Consider the following 20,052-nt stretch of genomic DNA (forward strand, 5'->3'; position numbering starts at 1 on the left):
CCGGCAAGCTCGATCAGGGGGCGCGCGGGCGCGCACGGGCGGCGGCACAGGGCGGGGTGGCCTGGTCAGCCACGCTGCTCAACGGACGCCCGCGTCATCGGGCAGACCTGTGCTGGGTGCAGCGAAGCGCTGCACCCTTGCAGGTATGGCTGGTGGTTGTCGATGCGTCGGCTTCCACGCGACGCTATCAGGCCTTGAGCCGCGCCAAAGGCCTGCTGGCCGAATTCTTCGACCAGGCCTATCGCGAGCGTGCGCGGTTGGCCCTGCTTACCGCCAGTGGCAGTGAACCACGCTGGCAACGCCATGGCCTGAAGGCCTCGGCGGCTCTTCAGCCGTGGCTGGCTGCGCTGGGCGCGGGGGGCGGCACGCCGCTGTTGCAGGCGCTGGAGCAGGCGCGGCAGTGGTTGATTGCGCGCCAGCGTCGCTACCCGCACGAGGTACAGCGCTGCCTGGTATTGACCGATGGCCGCCTCAGCGCGTGGCCCGCGTTGCAACCATTGCCGTGCAGCAGCCTGCTGGTGGACATGGAAAGTGCGCCCGTACGCCTGGGGCGTGCCCGTCAACTGGCGCAAGAGCTGGGGGCCGACTATCAGCATCTCGAAGCGCTTGTGTTGTGCTGAAACCTGCAACTTTCTGTCGGCATGCGGCGAACAGTCGCAGTATCGACGCTACACTTTAAACACAAAAAAAGTGCATCCGTGGATGCACTTTTTGGGGCAGGCAACAGGTCTCGAAAGTTACTTCGGCATCGTCCATGGCTGCAAGTCATAACCTTTCTGGCTCAACTCGGCGCGCACTTCCTCGATCAGGTGTGCCAGTTGCTCCGGGTCAGAGTAGGTGCTGCTCGGAACTTGTTTGCTACCAATGCGCGTATTGGTCCGGTCGATCACTGCCAGGCTTAGCTCGCCAGTACCGTTAGGCACATCCCAGGCGACGCACTGGAAGGGTTCGAAGGCGTGGTCGGCAATCAGCAGTGCTTCGTTGACACGGAGCGGGGCATTCATGGGGGCGGTCTCTCTGTGGTCCCAAACATTGGAAAAATTGCAGCAAGGCGTGTTCCTTGTCGCAGGTTACTTGTACTGATGCACGCAGTAGCGGGTGGAGTCACACCGCGCAGTCGCTTTTTTAACATTCTTCACCCGGCACTTTCTTGCGCTGCGCGTGTGACGTTGAATTAACAGGAAAATTCTATAGCGGTAAAACCCCGGTGGTGTTTACTGACAGACGGTAGTGGGCATTCCGACGTTCGTTGCTACTGTTACAAACGGGCTTGCCAACATGCTGTTTCTACTCATATTTCCAATAATTGGCGCCAAGGAAAAGGTCATGCTAGAACCGGTACCGAACCGCCGCCTGCTGATCGTTGACCCTTGTGACGACTGCCATCGATTGTTGCCCGGCCTGCGCAGTGTGGGCTGGGACGTGCACAGCTGTACCCTGGCCACGGCGTTGGAGCATCCGTGCGATGTTGGCTTGCTGCGCTTGCAGGCCTCGCACCTGCAGCACCCTGACGCCGTCAAGGACCTGATCAGCCGCAGTGGCACCGAGTGGATCGCAGTGCTGAGCCCCCAGGAACTGCGAGCGCAAAACGTCGGGGATTTCGTCTGCGAGTGGTTTTTCGACTTCCATACCCTGCCGTTCGACGTGTCCCGGGTGCAGGTCACCCTGGGCCGGGCGTTCGGCATGGCGCGCTTGCGCGGCAAAGGTACGGTGCATGTCGACGAGCCCGAGCATGAGTTGCTGGGTGACAGTCGGCCGATCCGAGAGCTGCGCAAGTTGCTCAGTAAACTGGCGCCCACCGAGTCGCCGGTATTGATCCGTGGTGAGAGCGGCACCGGCAAGGAACTGGTGGCGCGTACGTTGCACCGCCAGTCCCAGCGCCATGACAAGCCTTTTGTGGCCATCAATTGCGGCGCGATCCCCGAGCACCTGATCCAGTCCGAACTGTTCGGTCACGAAAAAGGCGCGTTCACCGGTGCGCATCAGCGCAAGGTCGGGCGCATCGAGGCGGCGAACGGCGGCACCTTGTTTCTTGATGAAATCGGCGACCTGCCGCTTGAGCTGCAGGCCAACCTCTTGCGCTTTCTGCAGGAAAAGCACATCGAACGGGTGGGCGGCAGCCAGCCGATTGCTGTGGATGTGCGCGTGCTGGCCGCGACCCACGTCGACCTGGAAAGCGCTATCACCAGCGGGCGCTTTCGTGAAGACCTGTATTACCGGCTCAATGTATTGCAGGTGGTCACCGCGCCGTTGCGCGACCGCCATGGTGACCTGTCGATGCTGGCCAGCCATTTTTCGCGTTTCTACAGCCTTGAAACCGGGCGCCGCCCGCGAACCTTCAGCGAAGACGCTTTGACCGCCATGGGCAAGCATGACTGGCCGGGCAATGTGCGTGAGCTGGCCAACCGCGTGAGGCGCGGGCTGGTGCTGGCCGAAGGGCGGCAGATCGAAGCGCCGACCTCGGGCTTCAGGGGCAGCAGGCCCAGGCCTCACCGATGGGCACCCTGGAAGATTACAAGCACCGGGCCGAACGCCAGGCGCTGTGTGACGTGCTCAATCGTCATAGCGACAACCTGAGCATTGCCGCCAAGGTGCTGGGTGTATCGAGGCCCACGTTCTACCGGTTGCTGCACAAGCATCAGATCCGCTGAACAGGTCAACACCCTGGTGGGGCAAGCGCGCGCCCGCAGTGGGAGCTGGCTTGACCCGCCAGGGTGGTGCAACGGATCAGAAGTAGTAGGGGAACTTGAGGCTGAAGGTGAAATCGGGCGCATCGTCGGTCAGGCCGATCGACAGGTTGGGCACGATGGTCAGGTTATCGGTGGCTGCCAGTGTCATGCCCACGTTGAAATAGGCCGCGTTGGCATCACTGCTGGGTACCGTCACCCAGTCATCACCGGTCTCGGCAGATTTGATCTTGGATTTGCGCGCAATCAGGTCGGATACCGAGAACGACATGCTCATCTTCTCGTTCAGGGCAAAGGCGATACCTGCACCAATCTGGAAGCTGTCACCCAGCTTGACCTTGCCCGGCACCTTGACCCCCACGGCAGAGCTTACGTCACTGAAGGACTCTTCGAAGGTGTGGTATAAGACAGGCTGCCGAACAGTACGGCGGGATCATAGGTCTTGACCAGCGAAATACCGGGGGTGATCGACCAGACGCCGTTGCCGGTTGGCAGGTCTTCCGGATAGGCGAGACTGTCATTGCTTGGATCTTGAATCAGCTTGATGCCGAACGGGTCATCCCCGGTGGGTGCCTTGACACGCAGGGTCAGCACGGCATCCGGGGTGTTTTCCGACTCGTCGAGGAACTTGTAGGCCACGCCGAAGTTGACATCGCCAATGGTCGGGTCACGGGTCACGCTTTTCTCCGAGACCCCTTGGGCATTGTTGCCGGCGCCGCCGGACTGGTAGGTCGACTCGCGGTACACGATGGGCACGTTTACGTCGAACTGCCAGCGTTGGTTGAGGTTGTACCGCCCCGTCACGTCCAGGGTCCAGTTATCGGCTTGATACGGTCAAGGTTGATGTTGCCGAGAAAGATCGAGTCCAGGGCGAGAAAACCGTTGAGGATCAGTTGGCGAGTGTCATAGCGGGCATAGGTAATGCCAGTCTCGACGCTGAACTTGCCGCCACCGAAGAAACCGCTGGCCTCGTCATACAGGTTGGACACACTCTGCGCCGGTTCTGCATCGTCCTTGAGCGATTCGCCATAGGAGCTGCCGGTACCGGGTGCCGCGCCGGAGGCGGTGACGACCTGGCCCGAGCGCGTAGACGCGGCCGGTGAACGGGTAAGGCGCTTGGGCGGGGGCGCGGCCGGCTGATCTTCAACCTGACGCACCCGTTGCTCCAGTACCATTAGCGCCTGCTGTTGTGACTCATAGCGCTGTTTGAGTGCCTGCAACTCCTGTTTCAGGGCTTCCACTTGCGGGTCTGGCGCTGCTTGCAGCAGTGCCGAAGACGCCAGGGTGCTCACACAGACCACTGCCTTCAACGAAAACGATCGATGCATGGGTTAGCCGTCCCTTCCAACTGCGATGATTGAGACAGAGCGTAGATCAATATCCTGAAATGCGAAGGCCTTTGAGTTGATCCAGATTGCAGTTGAGTGCCCCGGCAGTAGGGAGGTTGTTACGCAGCACAACGTTCAGTTGAGTCATGTTGTTGACGGCGTTGTTGCCACCGAGCAGGGTGGTTGCTTGCAAAAGGCCACCTTGGGCCAGTCGCTGCACGCTGCTGCCCTGGTTGTTGTTGGCCTGGATACCCAGCTGGATGCCCTTGCCCGTGGATGAAACACTCAGCGTGCCAGCGCCATTGGTGCCACTGATGGTTTGCCCGGCACCCAGCAGTTGCCCTTGCGGTTTGCCCGCTGCGGGTGCGCTGTTGCCTTCTCTGACGTTGATCGAGACATTGTTGTAGGCACTGTTGTAGTCGCCCGCTGCGCGCACCGACTGGGTCACGCCCTGGGTGTTGTTGAGCCCTGCGCCGCCGCTGACGGTGCCGTTGCCCTGGCCAACTGCAGCACCACTGCCTTGCTGGCTGTTGAGCGATACATAGAACTGTGGCTTGAAGGAGGACTGCTGAACTTGCATGGTTGCGGTGCCACTGATGCGATCACCGCGGGCGTTTTGCCAGGTACTGCTCATGACCACGCCAAAGCTGATGATCCGCCCTGGCATCACGTAGCGTCCGCGCAGCTCGGACAGTTCCTGGTCCTTGATTTCGATGGGTTTGAATTGCGCATGCGCAGGCAAGCTGGCCGCCAGACACGCGGCAACCAGCCAGGTTGAAGTCTTCATCGGGTGCTCCCCGGAGCTTCGTGCCCCTTCTTGTAGTTAGAAGAAATCACTCTGGATAAAACCGAAGTCCATCAACTGCGCGTCATCCACCGGGTAGAAACCATTGATCTTCTGTTTGGCGGTCAAGGGTTGCGGCGGATCGAGCAGTGCGTTGGCCTTGTCGTAGCCGGGGCCGATGACGGCGAAGATGATGCCGTTCCAGCCTTTGACGAAGTCGTCGAACTTGTAGCGTTTGTGACCCAGTACCGGGTCGCCGATGTACACCCAGTCCTTCTCGGTACGTTGCAGTACCACGAAGTGCTTGTAGCCGCGGATGTCCATCAGTACCACCACTGGAATGGTCACGCTCTGCAGGCTTTCTGGCGGGATCCGGTAGCCCCGGGCGCGCATGCCGATGCTTTCCACGTAACGCTTCATGTCCAGCATGGAAAAACCTTGGGTCTTGACCACGTCCTGGTCGGCATTGGCCAGCATGCCGTCGATGATGTGTTCCTCGTCGACGTCCAGCCAATAGGCCTGTTTGAGAACGGTGGCCAGTGCGGCGGCGCCGCAACTGAAGTCGGTTTTCTGTTGTACAAGGTCAGCGAAGCGCCGTTCGCGGATGCTCTGGATGGGCTTGTAAATGACATTACCGCCAGGAAGGGCGGCGATGGGCATTTGAGCGGCCTCAACCAGGCTGGCCAGAAACATCAATGCGGCAAGCAGGGCAATGCGCATGGTCTTCACACCTTGTGAATGGCAGGAAAAGGGCCCCGAGGGGCCCGATCCTTTTTCAGCTTAGAGGCAAGCGCGGCAGCCTGCTGCAATCGACAGCGAGTTGCTTTGCTGGTTGCCCGAGCCGGCCGACACGTTGGCGCCGACGTTGCCCGACACGCCGTTGAGCGAGTTGCTCATGTTGGCGTTGTTGACCACTGGGTTGGCCCAGCCGTTGGGTTTGAGCACTTGGTAGGTGTACACGCCACCCAGTACGAAGCTGCCTTCTTCGGTAAAGGTGAGCTTGTCTTTTTGTGGTTTGTTGCCACCACGATCATCCCAGCCGCCGCCATGGCCAGGTTTGTCGTCTTTGCGTTCCACGTAGCCGTGACCTTCGCCTTCGTAGCTGCCTTGGGCGTAGAAGCTGCCGCCCAGGGTATGGGTTGCGTAGGTGCGGTCGGCCTTGTTGCTGACGTTCAGGCCGGAAGTGGACTGGTTGGCGGCTGCGCTGGCCACGGCCACACGGCCGCCGGACACGGCAATCGCCAGGTTGTTTTTCTGTTGGTTGAAGTCGCCGGCGGTGACGTTGACGCCAATGTTGCCGGAGCTGTTGTTCGCCGAGTTGGTCAGGTTGGCGTTGTTTTGCGTGGAGAAGTTGCTGACCGTGTTGCCGCCGTTGTTCTGGGTGGCACTGGAGACGGCGACTGCGCTGCCGAAGATGAAGCGTTCGTCGGCGGTGGCGATGGCGGCAACGTTATCCTGCTGGTTGCCGTCGCCGGCCGCCACGTTTGCGCCCAGGTTGCCTTGGGAACCATTGGCCGAATTGTCCATGGTGGCGTTGTTGCGGGTGTTCTCGTTGAGTACACCGTTGCCGCCATTGGATTGGGTATCGATCACGGTGGCGCCGGCGCCAGCATTGATCAACAGGGACAGCAGTGGGCTTGGGTCATTGTCATGACCATTGTGGCCGCCATTGTGGCCGCCGTGTCCACGTTCGCCCGCTTGTGCAGCAACTGCCATGACCGCTGCGAGTGCGAATACCAGAGGCTTGAGTGCCATTGTGGGTTTCATGGTGTTTCTCCGCATTATTGTTAGATTGTTAAGTGTCGTGTTGTGCTGCGTTGTGTAGTGCTCGGGTCAGTCTGCAACCCGTACGCTCAGGGTGTTGGCCATTCGGTTCCCCACCCCGGCGCTCTGGTTCAACTGGATCACCCCACGGCTGCCGGTGAAGGCCTGGTCACTGGTAGTGACCTGGCGACTGCCTGGGGTTTGATCGGTTGAGCCTGAGCCGTTTAACAGCGCCACGTTCTGTTGCTGCAGGACGCTGTCGTCGATGCTTTGCGGGTTGGCACTGATGCTTACCCGTACCGCATTGACCTGTTGTGTGTTGGCGCCAGCAGACTGGTTGATGCCAACCATGCCGCTGCCGTTGCTGAAAGAGGTGCCGCCGATACTGGCGCGGGCGTTGATTGCGCTGCTGGCCGGCGTATCAATGCGCTGGCGTACTTGGGTGGTTGCCGTGGCGCTGTGACCGATGGCGATGGCGCGGCTGTTGTTCTGTTGCTGTTGGTCGCCGGCAGCCTGGTTGACGGTGAGGTTGCCCTTGTAGCTCTGGCCAGTGGCGTTGATGCTGGCGTTGTCGTCCACCGGCTGGGCGGCAAAGGCCGAAGCGGTGCAGCCGAGGGCAAGGAACAGCAGGGAATAATTCATCTCAACGACCTCCGGTCAGGATCTGCAGGGGCGCAAGACCCCGCTGCACGTTCTGGTTGACCGAGTTGGAGATGCTGTTGCCGCCGCCCGCACCAGCGCCTGAACCGCCGCGCAAGCCGGGCAGGCTGGTGGGGATTGCACCCATGCCGCGCACGTTGCCGGAGGCATCGGGCACCAGTACACGATTGACGCTCGACCCGCTGGCAACGCTGGCAAAGTCGCCGTCGCTGAGTTCGTTGGTCTGGCCCAGCACCCGGCGCGAGGCATCGGCGTTGACGGTGTTGGGGCGCGGGTCTGGCGTGCCGGTAGGGCGAAACGCCGAGCGTGCCTGGACTTCACGTTGCAGGATGATGGTGCCGTCACCGGCGGCCATCACCGGCAGGCTGGTGGATGCGCTCAAGGCGAACCCGACGATGAACAGACTTAGCAGGTTGTTATTGTGATTCCCCACGGCAGCGGTTCCTTCTTCGATGCGCTGGCCCTATCAGCGTTGCGAGAAGGAGAGCAGAAGCTGTGCCGCTTTTTGCTTTTGCTTGCAAATCATGGGGATATGATTTGCGCATGGGCATGCTCAGAAAAATCTGTAACGCTGCTGAGACACTGATTGGCTGGCCGCTGCGCGATTGCGGCCCTGTGGGAGGCCGGCGCAGACCTGAGGTGACTGTATCAGCGGTTTAACAGCCGCCTCGCATCATCGGGCACAGGCTCTGTTTCGCGGCCTGGACTCACAGGGTGTGTAACGCGCGCTTAACACTCGGTGGCGCAGGCAGGTGCCTTGCCCTGCAGCAGTGCCTGTACCGCCGCCAGCACACTGGCCTGGCGGCGTGACCAGTCACCGTCGATGATCTGCATCGGTTGCCGGTGGGTTTGCAGCCACTGCCGGTTGGCCGCGAAGAACGCCTGGCGTTGCGCCAGTTGCGGCTGGCAGCGCTGGCCGTCACCTATCCACGGCACGCCTTGGGGGCTGAGCAACAGGTGCAGGTCGTAGCGCCGTGCCAGCAATGCGGGCTCAAGCCAGTCGGGCAGTCGTTGAACAGCACGCGACTCCACAGGATATTGCTCAGCAGGTGGGTGTCGAGAATAAGCAGTTCGGGTTGCTGGGCGCGCGCCGCGTCTTCCCAGGCCAGCTGGCCACGGGCGATGGCGGTGATATCGCCGTAGTGGGTATCGCGACCCTGTTCGTCGATAAAATGACGTACATACTCACCTACTAGTTGGCCGCCGAAATGCGCCTGGATTTCCCCGCCCAGCCAGCTTTTGCCGCTGGATTCAGGGCCTGCCAATACCAGTACTTTCATGCGCTGGCCAGCGCCGGGTCACGCCGCCAGGTGCGCCAGCCCTGAACCGCGATAAGGGTAAACAGGGCGTACAGCGCGGCGGTGAGGTACAGGTCCTTGTAGAGGAACAGGCCGACAAAGATCACATCCAGCACGATCCACAGCGGCCAGCACTGCACGCGTTTTTGCGCCATCCACAACTGCGCGACCAGGCTGAAGGCGGTGAGGGCGGCGTCCAGCCACGGTTGTGCGGCGTCGGTCCAGGTGGCCATGGCGGCGCCCAGGGCCAGGCTGCCGACCAGGCCGATGGCCAGCCCGAACAACAGTGGGGGTGTGCTCAGGCGGCTGACATGGCGCACCGGACGGTCATTGGCTGGCCGGGTCCATTGCCACCAGCCATAGATTTGAAGCACGGCAAACACCAGCTGCAGGAGCATGTCCGAATACAGACGTACTTCGAAGAACACCCAGCTGTACAACAGCACCATGACCAGGCCGATTGGCCAGCACCATGGGTTCTGCCTGGTCGTGAGCCATACGGCGATCACGCCGAGGGCGGCGGCGAACAGTTCGAGGCCGGACATCGGTGTTCCTTGGCAGCTTCGGGAGTAGGGCGGGGATTGTACCCTGTGGCACGTCGGGTGCCACCATCGGGTGGCCGGTGCGGCGTGAGGCCGAGTGCACAAGGCGTTGTCGGCCTGGTGCGCTCGGCATTGGCGCGGCGGGGCAGCGTATACGCTCACACGCGGAATTGTCGCAGCAATTGCCCCAACTGTTCACTCAACTGGTTCAACGCAACGCCCGCACTGCTGGACTGCTGCGCAGCCACGGCAGTCTGGCGCGACAGGTCGGCGGTGTCGGTGACGGTGCGGTTGATTTCCTCCACCACATGCGACTGCTGCAACGTGGCACTGGCAATCGAGGCGTTCAAGGCCGTGAGGTTGTGCAGCGCCTGGCTGATGGCATCCAGGCTGGCGCCGGCCTCGCTGGCCTGTTCGACAGTCTGCCGCGATGCCAGGCTGCTGGCGTCGATGGCCTTCACGGCAGCCTCCGACTGCCCTTGCAAGTGCTCGATCATCTGCTGGATCTCGGCCGTCGACTGCTGGGTGCGCTGCGCCAGCAGGCGTACTTCATCCGCCACCACCGCAAACCCGCGACCTTGCTCGCCTGCCCGCGCCGCCTCGATCGCGGCGTTGAGCGCCAGCAGGTTGGTTTGCTCGGCGATCGAGCGGATCACCTCCAGCACACTGCCAATGCGCGTGCTCTGGCCTGCCACGCCTGGATCACCTGCACCGCCTGGTCGATGGTGCCTGACAGTTCGTCAATCTTCAGCAAACTGCCATGGATGCTCTGCTGGCCTTGTTCGGCGCGCTGGCGCGCGTCGTGCATTTCGCTGGAGGCGTGTTCGGCGTTCTTGGCCACGTCCTGCACCGCATAGCTGACTTCGTTGATGGCGGTGGCCACCTGTTCCATCTGTTGCGACTGCTGTTCGCTGCGCTGGTGCGCCTGGCCTGCGTTGTCGCCGACATCGCCTGCGGCGTGGCCCAGGGCCAGGGCGGCGCCCTGCAACTGGGTCACCACCTGCTGCAGGCGGGCGGTGAAACTGTTGAAGTGCACGCCCAACTGGGTCACTTCATCGTGACCATGGGTGTCCAGCCGATGGGTCAGGTCGCTTTCGCCGCTGGCAATGGTGGCCATGGCGTCCACGGCTTCCTGCAATGGGCGCGCGATGCTGCGCGCGATCAGCATCACCACCAGGGCCATCACCAAGGCAATGCCCAGGCCCAGCAGCGAGGCGTCGCGCACCTGGCGAGCGAACTCGGCCTGCATGTCGTCGATGTAGACGCCCGAGCCGATGACCCAGCCCCAGGGTTTGAACAGCTGGATGTAGGAGGTCTTGCCCACCGGTTCGCTGGCGCCCGGCTTGGGCCAGCGATAATCGATACTGCCAGCCCCCTGGGCTTTGGCCAGGGTGACCATTTCATTGAACAGGGCGTAACCGTCGGGGTCACGAATGCCTGACAGGTCCTGGCCTTCAAGTTTGAGGTTGATCGGGTGCATGATCATCTTCGGCCCCAGGTCATTGATCCAGAAATAATCGTTCTGGTCATAACGCAGGCCGCGCACCGCGCTCAGTGCCTGCTGCTGGGCGGCTTCACGGGTCAGTGCGCCGGTGGCTTCCAGGCCCTGGTAATAGCCAAGCACACCGGCGGCGGTCTCGACCACGTGTCGCGTCTTCTCGGCCTTGGCCTGATACAGGTCGCCATGAATCTGGCGCAGCATCAGCAGGCCCAGGGTCACCAGCATCACTACCGCCACCACCAGGATGAGCCACAGCCGGCGGCTGATCGACATACCGCGTAAAGTCTTCATGAAGGTCACCCTATGTTCTTGTTATTGTCCGCATCCAACCATGCTTTAGTCGAATTACCTACTCGACCAAGGGCTAAGTGCTTGATTCGTCTGGCCCTGCTGCGTCGCTACGGCAGCGCTTGAGTGAGAGGTCTGATAGGATTTCGGCCTGAACAGGGCAAAACTGAAGGCCGAGGCAGTATTTCCATCGGTTTAGCGACGCAATGTCGCCGTAACATGTCCGGTTTCGGGCAACCAACAATGAATGATAAGACCTGCCAGGGGCAGGGTCTTACGGGGGAATGATGGATTTTTGGACCGCCATGCAGGCAGTGATTCTCGGGATTGTCGAGGGTCTGACAGAGTTTTTGCCCATTTCGAGTACCGGTCACCAGATCGTCGTTGCCGATTTGATCAACTTCGGTGGTGAGCGGGCCATGGCCTTCAACATCATCATCCAGCTGGGTGCGATTCTGGCGGTAGTGTGGGAGTTTCGTCGCAAGATTCTCGAGGTTGTGGTGGGGCTGCCGCGTCAGGCCCAGGCCCAGCGCTTCACGGTCAACCTGCTGATCGCGTTCATGCCTGCAGTGGTGTTGGGCGTGCTGTTTGCAGACCTGATCCATGAGTACCTGTTCAACCCGATCACGGTCGCGATTGCGTTGGTGATCGGCGGTGTGATCATGCTTTGGGCCGAGCGCCGCGAGCATGTGGTGCGCGCCGAGGAAGTCGACGACATGCGTTGGACCGATGCGCTCAAGATCGGCTTCGCGCAGTGCCTGGCGATGATCCCAGGTACGTCGCGCTCGGGCTCGACGATTATCGGCGGCCTGCTGTTCGGCCTGTCACGCAAGGCTGCCACCGAGTTCTCGTTCTTCCTGGCGATGCCGACCATGGTCGGCGCTGCAGTGTATTCGGGCTACAAGTACCGTGAGCTGTTCCAGCCTGATGACTTCGCGGTGTTCGCCGTTGGTTTTGTGGTGTCGTTCATCTTTGCCATGATCGCTGTACGCGGTTTGCTCAAGTTCATCGCCAGCCACAGCTATGCGGTGTTTGCCTGGTATCGGATCGCGTTTGGCCTGGTGATCCTGGCGACCTGGCAGTTCGGCTGGGTCGACTGGACCGTGGCGAACGGCTGAGGTGGCGCGTAGCGAGAAACAGCCGCGCATGCGTCATGCGCGGCTGAAGCTGTTGGCATTTGCGCTGCTGTGCCTGTTGCCAGTGTTGAGTACGCTCAAGCAGGGGCTTGGCCTGGGCAACTGGCTGGGGTTGGCGGGGTATGCGCTGGCCAGCCTGGCATGTGTGCTGCTGTATGGGTACGACAAGCGCCAGGCACGTGCCCAGGGGCAGCGCACGCCAGAGAAAGTGCTGCATGCCTTCGAGTTGCTCGGTGGCTGGCCTGGCGCGCTGGTGGCGCAGCAGGTGTTTCGGCACAAGACGCGCAAACTGTCCTACCAGGCGATGTTCTGGGGGATTGTGCTGGTGCACCAGGTGTTCTGGGCCGACTACCTGTTCCTGGCCGGCCGCGTGTTCAGCTTTTAGGCCGTTGGCGTACTAGCGCAGGCGGCATCAACCCTGCAGCAGCAATCCTGCCTGCGCCCGCTTGGGCAAGCGTCGCACCACCAGTTGGTGCGAGCGCCTGAGCAGGTCTTCCAGCTCTTCGCGCCCCAGCGCATAAGGCCGCGCCACGCTGATCCAGTGCGCCCGGGCCAGGTACGGTGCCGGACGTACGCCGGGACGATCCACGTACCCCAGGAACAGCTCGCTGTCGACCTTGAACGACAAGCCCGCACCGGCCAGGTCCATCACCGCGAACATCTTGCTGCCGGCCACCGAAAATACCCGCACGCCGCCCCACTTGTAGTCTTCCTGCGCGCCTGGAAGGCCCAGGCAGAGTGTCGCCACCTGGCTTTCGCTGATTGTTCGTTCAGACATAACGCTCTCCACATTCCTCGAACGAGGCTACCAGATGGTCGATCCAGGCCCTCACGGCTGGCAGTACGCCGCGTCGGTGTGGATACACCGCCTGCAGATAGCCGCCGGGCAACGACCAGTCAGGCAGCAGGCGCACCAGCTCGCCACGCTGCAGTTCCGCTTCGCAGTGCATGATTGGCAGCGTGGTGAAGCCCAGACCTGCCAGTGTAGCGGCCTTGCGTACCACGAAGTCATCAACCGCCAGACGCGCTTCCATGGCCAGGTCGTGCTTGTTGCCCTGGCTGTCGAGCAGGCGCAGGTGCACCAGGCGATCGGCCTGCGCCGCACCCAGCACCGGCGCCCTGGCCAGGTCTGGTGGTGACTCGATATGGTGCGCCGCGGCAAACGCCGGCGCTGCCACCAGCCACATTTGTGCCTGACGCAGGCGCCGGGTAACCAGGGCCGGGTCCTCATCGCCCAGGTCGCGTACGCGCAAGGCCACATCGATGCCTTCGGTGATCAGGTCAACCCGGCGGTTGAGCAGCACCATGTCCAACTGCACCTGCGGGTATTGTTCAAGGAAACGACTGATGACGCCGGGCAAGAACTCATGGGCCAGGCCCACCGGGCACGACACCCGCAAGCGACCGCGCGGCTCGCTGGTCATGCTGGCCACCGCTTCGTCGGCCATCTCGGCCTCCAGCAGCATGGCTTGGCAATGACGCAGGTAACGCTCGCCCACAGCCGTCAGCTTCAGTTGCCGGGTGGTACGTTGCAGCAGGCGTGTGCCCAGGCGCTCCTCAAGCTCGGCGATACGCCGCGACAGTCGCGACTTGGGGATGCCCAACAATCGGCCAGCAGCAGCGAAGCCTCCGGCTTCAACCACGCGGGCGAAATAGAAGAGGTCATTGAGGTCTTGCATGCCGGCCATGAAGTCATTGTCCTGTGAGTGGGACGAAGAAGCGCGAAATTGCGATCTTATCAGCTATTCGCTAGCCCGGTAGTATGCCTCCCATCGTGATCGCCCCGCTGCGGTCCTCACTCAGGAGAGCCCCATGAAACTGTTGCATATCGACTCCAGCATCCTTGGCGACAATTCGGCTTCGCGCCAGCTGAGCCACCGCGTGGTGGCCGCCTGGCAAGCCGCCGAGCCTTCGGTTGATGTGGTTTACCGTGACCTGGCCGCCGATGCCATCAGCCACTTTTCCGCCGCCACGCTGGTTGCAGCCGGCACCCCGGACGAACTGCGCGATGCAGCGCAACAGCATGAAGCCAAACTCAGCAGCGAAACCCTGCAGGAGTTCCTTGCCGCCGATGCGGTGGTGATCGCCGCGCCCATGTACAACTTCAGCGTGCCGACCCAGCTCAAGGCCTGGATCGACCGTATCGCCGTTGCCGGCCAGACGTTCCGCTACACCGAAGCAGGCCCTGAAGGCCTGTGTGGCAACAAGAAAGTCATCGTGGTGTCGACCTCGGGCGGGTTGCATGCGGGCCAGCCTACCGGTGTAGGCCATGAAGAGTTTCTCAAGGTGTTCCTGGCCTTCATCGGCATCACCGACGTCGAGTTCGTGCGGGCCCACGGCCTGGCCTACGGTGACGAGCATCGCAGCAACGCCATGCAGGCAGCCCAGGCGCAGATCGACAGCGAGCTGTTTGCCGCAGCCTGATTGTTCTGGTGCGCAAAAGCCGACTCCCGGTTATGCCGCGAGTCGGCTTTTTCATGCAGTTTTCATCCTGCCGAGTCTGGCCCGCTCTATGCTCGGCTGTACCGGGTGCGCGTGCACAGCGGTCAGGGTGAGAGACAATGCGGCAAGTCAGGGCGTTATTGATGGTGGTGCTATGCGGGTGCTGCGCGGTGGTACAGGCTGAGCCCGCGCAGCACTGGAGCGTGGGCCTGCATCGCGTGGGGCTGGCCGACCCGCTGGACGGGCAACCGATGCAGGTGCTGGCGTTCTACCCGTCCAGCGTGCCTGCACAGTGGCATCAGATCGACGGCTACCGCATTCGCGTTGCCACCGAGGGTGCGGTGGTGGCGGGGCGTTTTCCGCTGGTCATGCTCTCCCATGGCAATACCGGTACGCCGCTGGCATTGCATGACCTGGCCAGTGCCCTGGCGCGCCGCGGGTTTGTGGTCGTGGCCGTGGTGCACCCCGGCGACAACGCCCGTGACCATAGTCGGCTGGGCACCTTGAGCAACCTCTATGGTCGACCGTTGCAAATCAGCGCGGCGATTACCGCGACCTTGGCGGACCCGTTGCTCGGGGCGAGCGTGAATGGCGCGCAGGTCGGCATGATCGGCTATTCGGCGGGGGGCGAAACCGCGTTGATCCTGTCGGGCGCGCGGCCGGACTTTCAGCGCCTGCGTCGCTATTGCCAGCACCACCCGCTGGATGCCGATGCCTGCAAGGCCCACGGTGTGTTGGTGGCCGACCGTGACGACCTGTTGCCGCAAGCCGACCCGAGGGTGCGCGCCTTAGTGCTGATGGCCCCCTTGAGCCTGATGTTCGGGCGCCATGCGCTGGCCGACGTAAAAGTGCCTGCGCTGATCTACAGCGGTGATCGCGACCAGTTGCTGGCCATCGACAAGAACGCCCAGGCCCTGGCGCGCAAACTGCCGATCACGCCGAACTATCGGTTGCTGGCGGGGGCCGGGCACTTCGTGTTCATGGCCCCCTGTGACAGCGCGCAGCTGGAGCACATGGCGCCGTTGTGTACCGATGCCGAAGGGGTCGATCGCATCGGTATCCACCTGTCGCTGCAGGATGAGGCCACGCACTTCTTCACGCGGGCACTGGGGCGCCCCGAGACTCGCTCACAGCCTGCGGGTACGCCGCAACAGCAGCAGGGTGAGGCCTACACCGACCAGCGACAACAACGCAGCAACGCAGAAGATCCACGCATAGCCCAGTCGGGCGGCGATGGCCCCCATCACCGGCCCGGCAATCGCCAGCGCCAGGTCGAAGAACACCGCATAGGCGCCCAGGCCGGCGCCACGGCTGGCAGTGGGCACCTGCTTGATGGCTTCGACGCCGAGCGCGGGGTACACCAGCGACAGGCCGAAACCGCTGAGCCCGGCGCCGATCAGTGCCACCACCGGTGACGGTGCCAGCCACAACAGTGCCAGCCCCAATGCCTCTACGCCCATGCAGGCAATGGCTACCCGGTAACCACCCCAGCGGCTCACCGCGTTGACGAACAGCAGGCGCGAGAGGATGAAGCACACCCCAAACGAGCTCAGGCACAACGCGGCGCCGCTCCAGCCGCGCTCCAGATAGAACAGTGTGACAAAGGTCGTCAACGTACCGTAGCCGATAGAGGCCAGGGTCAGCCCCACGCCGCAGGGGGCAACGCGGGCAAAGGCGGCCCAGAACGGCAGGCGCTCGCCACGCACCACAGGTACTGACGGCTTGTTGCGGATCACCAGCAGGGCCAGCACCGCCATTACGCAGAGGCTCAGGCCCAGCGTGGCAAAGTTGAGCTCGGCGGCCACGATCACGCCCAGGGGGGCGCCGATGGCAATGGCGCCATACGAGGCGATGCCATTCCAGGAAATCACCCGCGCGGTGTGCTCGGCACCGACCTGGCCGATGCCCCAGCTCAGGGTGCCGACGCCAATCAGCCCCTGAGCGACGCCCAGCGCCACGCGGGCCACCAGCAGCACCATCAGGCTCAGGGCGGGCAGATTGATCAGCAGCGCCGAGGCCCAGGTCAGCAGGCCGCTGAAACCGATGCCGAGCAGGCCGTAGATGATTGCGCGCTTGGTCCCCAGGCTGTCGGCGACCCGCCCGGCCATGGGCCGGCTGAGCAGGGTGGCGAGGTATTGCAGGCCAATGGTGAAGCCTGCGATGACGGCACTGAAGCCGAGCGTGTCATGCACATGGCTGGGCAGCACGGCAATTGGCAGGCCGATACACAGGAAGGCGATGAAGGTATAGAAGACGATCGACAGGATCTGTCGGGTGACCGGTTCGTTACGGGGTGGGGCAGGGGGCGGCGCAGACATGGGGCTCGTTCGCAGGCAAGCGGTGGGAGGCGACCATGATGGCGGGTGCTGGCAGGAAAAGAAAGCAGGCTAACGAACAAGCCTTCGCTCGCAAGACGGGCTCCTGATGGGAGCCAGCCTTGCGGGCCAAGCGTTTGTGCGGACTTAGATCACGACGCCCTGGCTACGCAGGTAATCGTCATAGGTGCCGCTGAAGTCGATCACACCGCTCGGGCTCAGCTCGATGATGCGGGTGGCCAGCGACGATACGAACTCGCGGTCGTGGCTGACGAACAGCAGCGTGCCCGGGTAGTTCTCCAGCGCCAGGTTCAGCGCCTCGATCGATTCCATGTCCAGGTGGTTGGTCGGTTCGTCCATCACCAGTACGTTGGGCTTTTGCAGGATCAGCTTGCCGAACAGCATGCGGCCTTGCTCACCACCAGAAATCACCTTCACCGACTTGAGGATCTCGTCGTTGGAGAACAGCATGCGCCCCAGCGTGCCACGGATGACCTGTTCGCCCTGGGTCCATTGGCCCATCCAGTCGAACAGGCTCACATCGTCTTCGAAGTCGTGGGCGTGGTCCTGGGCGTAGTAGCCAAGTTCGGCGCTCTCGGTCCACTTCACCGCACCGGCATCCGGGGTCAGCTCACCGACCAGGGTGCGCAGCAGGGTGGTCTTGCCGATACCGTTCGGGCCGATGATGGCCACGCGTTCGCCGGCTTCGACGGTAAAGCTGAAGTTCTCGAACAGGGTCTTGCCGTCGAAGCCCTTGGACATCTTCTCGATGGTCACGGCCTGGCGGTGCAGCTTCTTGGTCTGTTCGAAGCGGATGAACGGGCTGACGCGGCTCGACGGCTTGACTTCGGCCAGTTGGATCTTGTCCATCTGCTTGGCACGCGAGGTGGCCTGCTTGGCTTTCGAGGCGTTGGCCGAGAAGCGGCTGACGAAGGTCTGCAGCTCGGCGATCTGGGCTTTCTTCTTGGCGTTATCCGACAGCAGTTGCTCGCGCGACTGGGTGGCGGCCGTCATGTACTCGTCATAGTTGCCTGGGAACAGGCGCAGCTCGCCGTAGTCCAGGTCGGCCATGTGGGTGCAGACGCTGTTGAGGAAGTGACGGTCGTGGGAAATGATGATCATGGTGCTGTTACGCGCCGTGAGGATGCTTTCCAGCCAGCGGATGGTGTTGATGTCCAGGTGGTTGGTCGGCTCGTCGAGCAGCAGCACTTCCGGGTCGGAGAACAGCGCCTGGGCCAGCAGTACGCGCAGCTTCCAGCCTGGCGCGACTTCGGTCATCGGGCCGAAATGCTGTTCGAGCGGGATACCCAGGCCCATCAGCAGTTCACCGGCGCGGGATTCGGCGGTGTAGCCGTCCATTTCGGCGAATTCGGTTTCCAGCTCGGCCACGGCCATGCCGTCGTCTTCGGTCATTTCTGGCAGCGAGTAGATGCGATCGCGCTCGGCCTTGACCCGCCACAGTTCTTCGTGGCCCATGATCACGGTGTCGATCACGGTAAATTCTTCGTAGGCGAACTGATCCTGGCGCAGCTTGCCCAGGCGTACGTTCGGCTCGAGCATCACCTGGCCGCCGGACGGCTCCAGGTCGCCGCCGAGGATTTTCATGAAGGTCGACTTGCCACAGCCGTTGGCGCCGATCAGGCCGTAGCGGTTGCCATTGTTGAACTTGACCGAGACGTTCTCGAACAAGGGCTTGGCGCCAAACTGCATGGTGATGTTAGCGGTGGAGATCAAAGGGCTTACCTATCAATAACTTATGAGGCGTCTTCGCAGCTGCGGACCAATTTCGGACCAATCTTGAGCGTTTCGGGCGCCTGCCAGTGATTGGCCGAATTGATCCAACGTGCAGACGTCGCCAGGCGCATCTGTACGCTGTGCCCGAGCTGTTGGGCGATAAATGTGGGGGTTGAGGCCAGACATTGCGCGCATTGTCGCATAGGTATGGCGGCAGTTGTATGGCGGCTGGTAACGAATTCATGGGGCCTTCAGCACCGGCCGCCACTGGTGATGCAGGTCCGAGGTCTGCTGAGCGAACTCGAGCGTGCACAAGGCCGTCTCGTTGAGCAGTACAAACCGGTCTTTGCCGGTCTTGGTGCGCTCTAGCGCTTTTCTGCGATCGCCTTGGATGAACCGGCCGGAGCTCGGCTAATAGCGTGCATGGCTGACATGCTCAGCTATTGTTGGCAGGGTTTACTCGGATACGTAGGCGTATTTGTGAGTGGAGGTATGGTTGCAGGTAACGCATAGCCACTTTTCGGTCACGTTGATATCACTGACAGTAATCGTCCGTTGCTCGTTTTCATTCGTAACCTGGTTGCGAATTATCCGTTGAACTGAACGAGCCCCCATGAATTTTTCGTCGTAGCTCGTGCGGGTCAAGGTCGGAGCGCCGCATCTGGAACAAGTTGCTGGACGCAGGGAGGCAAAATAAAGACCGACTCCGATGCATGCGATGAAGATCACCAAACAAATTGTTGACCACGTCAGGCTTGAGTCGCCTAGGCCGATCAAGCCAAGTAATGCCGGCAGCGTACTGAATATGTAGCAATTCAACGCGATACGTTTGTTCCCCGAAACCCACGCGGTGTTTGCATCCATGACTTTTTTGATTTGTGCCCCCTTTGCACTGAGTGGGGGGACTGAGGGCTCTTCTTCTGGAGCGGCTGCTCGAATCCCAGTACTGGGAACCAGCCCATGTTTTCGGCCATTCTCTCGGAAATGCCCACAGTAACGCTTACCGAGCCGTCGTTAGATGGCTTCGCGTGGCCCTCCCAGACCTGAACATCGTCCTTAAAAAGACGAACGACGGCAGGAATGTCCTCAAGCACTATGATTTTCTGCCCATTGCGCAGGTGCCGTTCACTGGCGTTCACACGGACAACGACCAGATCATTTGCAAAACGTTTGGCCGTGTCACGCCGTGAAAGCGTTATTTCCCGCATTTTCTCGCCCTTTGACGTTTGGTGTCGTGCATTTTTTAGTCGGCGAGAATCAAGAAATCTTTAACGCTGATGAAGTCGAACGAGTTGCGATACTGCGCGTAGTGGCAAGACTGGATGACTGCAAATTTCGCGCTTGAATGCTGTGGTAAAAGGTACGACGTTGCTTGGTCATCAGACACCTCCCTATGGCGAGCATTCTCACTTAAATGGATGTCCGGAATCATTCGATCGGCGCGGGTCGGGGCAGACGATGTTGCAGGCGATGTTACAAGCCTGCTATGCGTGCTGCATGGCTCGTGGCCAGCGTTTCAGCCTTGCGAAAAAGCCCGCCGCAGCGGCCTTTGAAGAGATAGGCGATCACCCTT

The 20,052-nt window shown here is 61.7% G+C and carries 16 protein-coding genes and 6 pseudogenes; 6 read left to right on the forward strand and 16 right to left on the reverse strand.

From position 1 onward, the window contains the following. Positions 1-56 precede the first annotated feature (56 nt). The gene (locus tag G3436_RS03275) at positions 57-620 is read left to right on the forward strand and encodes a VWA domain-containing protein (RefSeq protein ID WP_163941272.1); all 564 of its coding nucleotides are present in this window, start codon (positions 57-59) and stop codon (positions 618-620) included. A gap of 117 nt (positions 621-737) precedes the next feature. Here G3436_RS03275 and G3436_RS03280 read toward each other — a convergent pair whose 3' ends face one another. Continuing rightward, on the reverse strand, positions 738-1,004 hold the full coding sequence (locus tag G3436_RS03280; protein ID WP_163941238.1) for a hypothetical protein: 267 nt from the start codon (positions 1,002-1,004) through the stop codon (positions 738-740). Positions 1,005-1,326: 322 nt separating this feature from the next. On the opposite strand from G3436_RS03280, the pseudogene G3436_RS03285 reads away from it, so the two are divergent. Further along, positions 1,327-2,651: pseudogene (locus G3436_RS03285) on the forward strand (sigma-54 dependent transcriptional regulator). Between the two features lie 76 nt (positions 2,652-2,727). On the opposite strand, the pseudogene G3436_RS03290 reads toward G3436_RS03285, so the two are convergent. The 10 genes and pseudogenes from G3436_RS03290 to G3436_RS03330 all read right to left on the reverse strand — a co-directional run bounded on the left by G3436_RS03290 (position 2,728) and on the right by G3436_RS03330 (position 10,855). Continuing rightward, a pseudogene (locus tag G3436_RS03290) lies at positions 2,728-4,015 on the reverse strand (hypothetical protein). A gap of 46 nt (positions 4,016-4,061) precedes the next feature. Continuing rightward, positions 4,062-4,802, reverse strand: coding sequence for a hypothetical protein (locus G3436_RS03295; RefSeq protein ID WP_163941240.1), 741 nt, complete (start codon positions 4,800-4,802; stop codon positions 4,062-4,064). A gap of 36 nt (positions 4,803-4,838) precedes the next feature. Beyond that, the gene (locus G3436_RS03300; RefSeq protein ID WP_163941243.1) at positions 4,839-5,519 is read right to left on the reverse strand and encodes a C39 family peptidase; all 681 of its coding nucleotides are present in this window, start codon (positions 5,517-5,519) and stop codon (positions 4,839-4,841) included. A 60-nt stretch (positions 5,520-5,579) separates the two neighbouring features. Continuing rightward, on the reverse strand, positions 5,580-6,566 hold the full coding sequence (locus G3436_RS03305) for a heme utilization protein (protein WP_163941246.1): 987 nt from the start codon (positions 6,564-6,566) through the stop codon (positions 5,580-5,582). Between the two features lie 66 nt (positions 6,567-6,632). Continuing rightward, positions 6,633-7,205 (reverse strand): adhesin, encoded by a 573-nt coding sequence (locus G3436_RS03310; protein ID WP_163941249.1) that lies wholly within the window; start codon positions 7,203-7,205, stop codon positions 6,633-6,635. A 1-nt stretch (position 7,206) separates the two neighbouring features. Continuing rightward, on the reverse strand, positions 7,207-7,656 hold the full coding sequence (locus G3436_RS03315; RefSeq protein WP_420801169.1) for a hypothetical protein: 450 nt from the start codon (positions 7,654-7,656) through the stop codon (positions 7,207-7,209). Positions 7,657-7,952: 296 nt separating this feature from the next. Continuing rightward, positions 7,953-8,503, reverse strand: a pseudogene (locus tag G3436_RS03320) (AAA family ATPase). Continuing rightward, positions 8,500-9,066 (reverse strand): nicotinamide riboside transporter PnuC, encoded by a 567-nt coding sequence (gene pnuC, locus G3436_RS03325; protein ID WP_163941252.1) that lies wholly within the window; start codon positions 9,064-9,066, stop codon positions 8,500-8,502. The pseudogene G3436_RS03320 and the gene pnuC overlap by 4 nt, the downstream one beginning before the upstream one ends. 155 nt (positions 9,067-9,221) lie before the next feature. Continuing rightward, positions 9,222-9,707 (reverse strand): annotated as a pseudogene (locus tag G3436_RS28725) (methyl-accepting chemotaxis protein); the annotation flags it as partial. An 8-nt stretch (positions 9,708-9,715) separates the two neighbouring features. Then, the gene (locus tag G3436_RS03330; RefSeq protein WP_420801170.1) at positions 9,716-10,855 is read right to left on the reverse strand and encodes a cache domain-containing protein; all 1,140 of its coding nucleotides are present in this window, start codon (positions 10,853-10,855) and stop codon (positions 9,716-9,718) included. Between the two features lie 284 nt (positions 10,856-11,139). Here G3436_RS03330 and G3436_RS03335 point away from each other — a divergent pair, with 284 nt between their 5' ends. Both G3436_RS03335 and G3436_RS03340 read left to right on the forward strand, forming a co-directional pair. Continuing rightward, positions 11,140-11,970 carry an undecaprenyl-diphosphate phosphatase gene (locus tag G3436_RS03335; protein WP_163941254.1) on the forward strand — a complete coding sequence of 277 codons (831 nt, stop codon included), beginning with the start codon at positions 11,140-11,142 and terminating at the stop codon, positions 11,968-11,970. Positions 11,971-11,998: 28 nt separating this feature from the next. Next, positions 11,999-12,373, forward strand: a complete 375-nt coding sequence (locus tag G3436_RS03340) for a DUF1294 domain-containing protein (protein WP_163941257.1) — start codon at positions 11,999-12,001, stop codon at positions 12,371-12,373. 27 nt (positions 12,374-12,400) lie between these two features. On the opposite strand, the gene G3436_RS03345 is transcribed toward G3436_RS03340, so the two are convergent. Then, positions 12,401-12,766 (reverse strand): MmcQ/YjbR family DNA-binding protein, encoded by a 366-nt coding sequence (locus tag G3436_RS03345; RefSeq protein ID WP_163941260.1) that lies wholly within the window; start codon positions 12,764-12,766, stop codon positions 12,401-12,403. Beyond that, complete coding sequence (locus G3436_RS03350; RefSeq protein ID WP_163941279.1) at positions 12,759-13,667, reverse strand: LysR substrate-binding domain-containing protein; 909 nt, start codon at positions 13,665-13,667, stop codon at positions 12,759-12,761. The genes G3436_RS03345 and G3436_RS03350 overlap by 8 nt, the downstream gene beginning before the upstream one ends. 133 nt (positions 13,668-13,800) lie before the next feature. Between G3436_RS03350 and G3436_RS03355 the strand changes: the two genes are divergently transcribed. Both G3436_RS03355 and G3436_RS03360 read left to right on the forward strand, forming a co-directional pair. After that, positions 13,801-14,412 carry an FMN-dependent NADH-azoreductase gene (locus G3436_RS03355; RefSeq protein ID WP_163941263.1) on the forward strand — a complete coding sequence of 204 codons (612 nt, stop codon included), beginning with the start codon at positions 13,801-13,803 and terminating at the stop codon, positions 14,410-14,412. A 137-nt stretch (positions 14,413-14,549) separates the two neighbouring features. Continuing rightward, positions 14,550-15,590: pseudogene (locus tag G3436_RS03360) on the forward strand (alpha/beta hydrolase family protein); the annotation flags it as partial. Here G3436_RS03360 and G3436_RS03365 read toward each other — a convergent pair. From G3436_RS03365 to G3436_RS27265, 3 genes and pseudogenes are all read right to left on the reverse strand, one after another. Beyond that, a complete protein-coding gene (locus tag G3436_RS03365) occupies positions 15,558-16,748 on the reverse strand; it encodes an MFS transporter (protein WP_163941266.1) in 1,191 nt (396 codons plus the stop codon). The pseudogene G3436_RS03360 and the gene G3436_RS03365 overlap by 33 nt on opposite strands. A 144-nt stretch (positions 16,749-16,892) precedes the next feature. Then, positions 16,893-18,479, reverse strand: coding sequence for an ABC-F family ATPase (locus G3436_RS03370; RefSeq protein ID WP_163941269.1), 1,587 nt, complete (start codon positions 18,477-18,479; stop codon positions 16,893-16,895). A 20-nt stretch (positions 18,480-18,499) separates the two neighbouring features. Then, positions 18,500-18,845, reverse strand: a pseudogene (locus G3436_RS27265) (site-specific integrase); the annotation flags it as partial. Positions 18,846-20,052 lie beyond the last annotated feature (1,207 nt).

Source organism: Pseudomonas brassicae (assembly GCF_010671725.1).
Lineage (GTDB): Bacteria > Pseudomonadota > Gammaproteobacteria > Pseudomonadales > Pseudomonadaceae > Aquipseudomonas > Aquipseudomonas brassicae.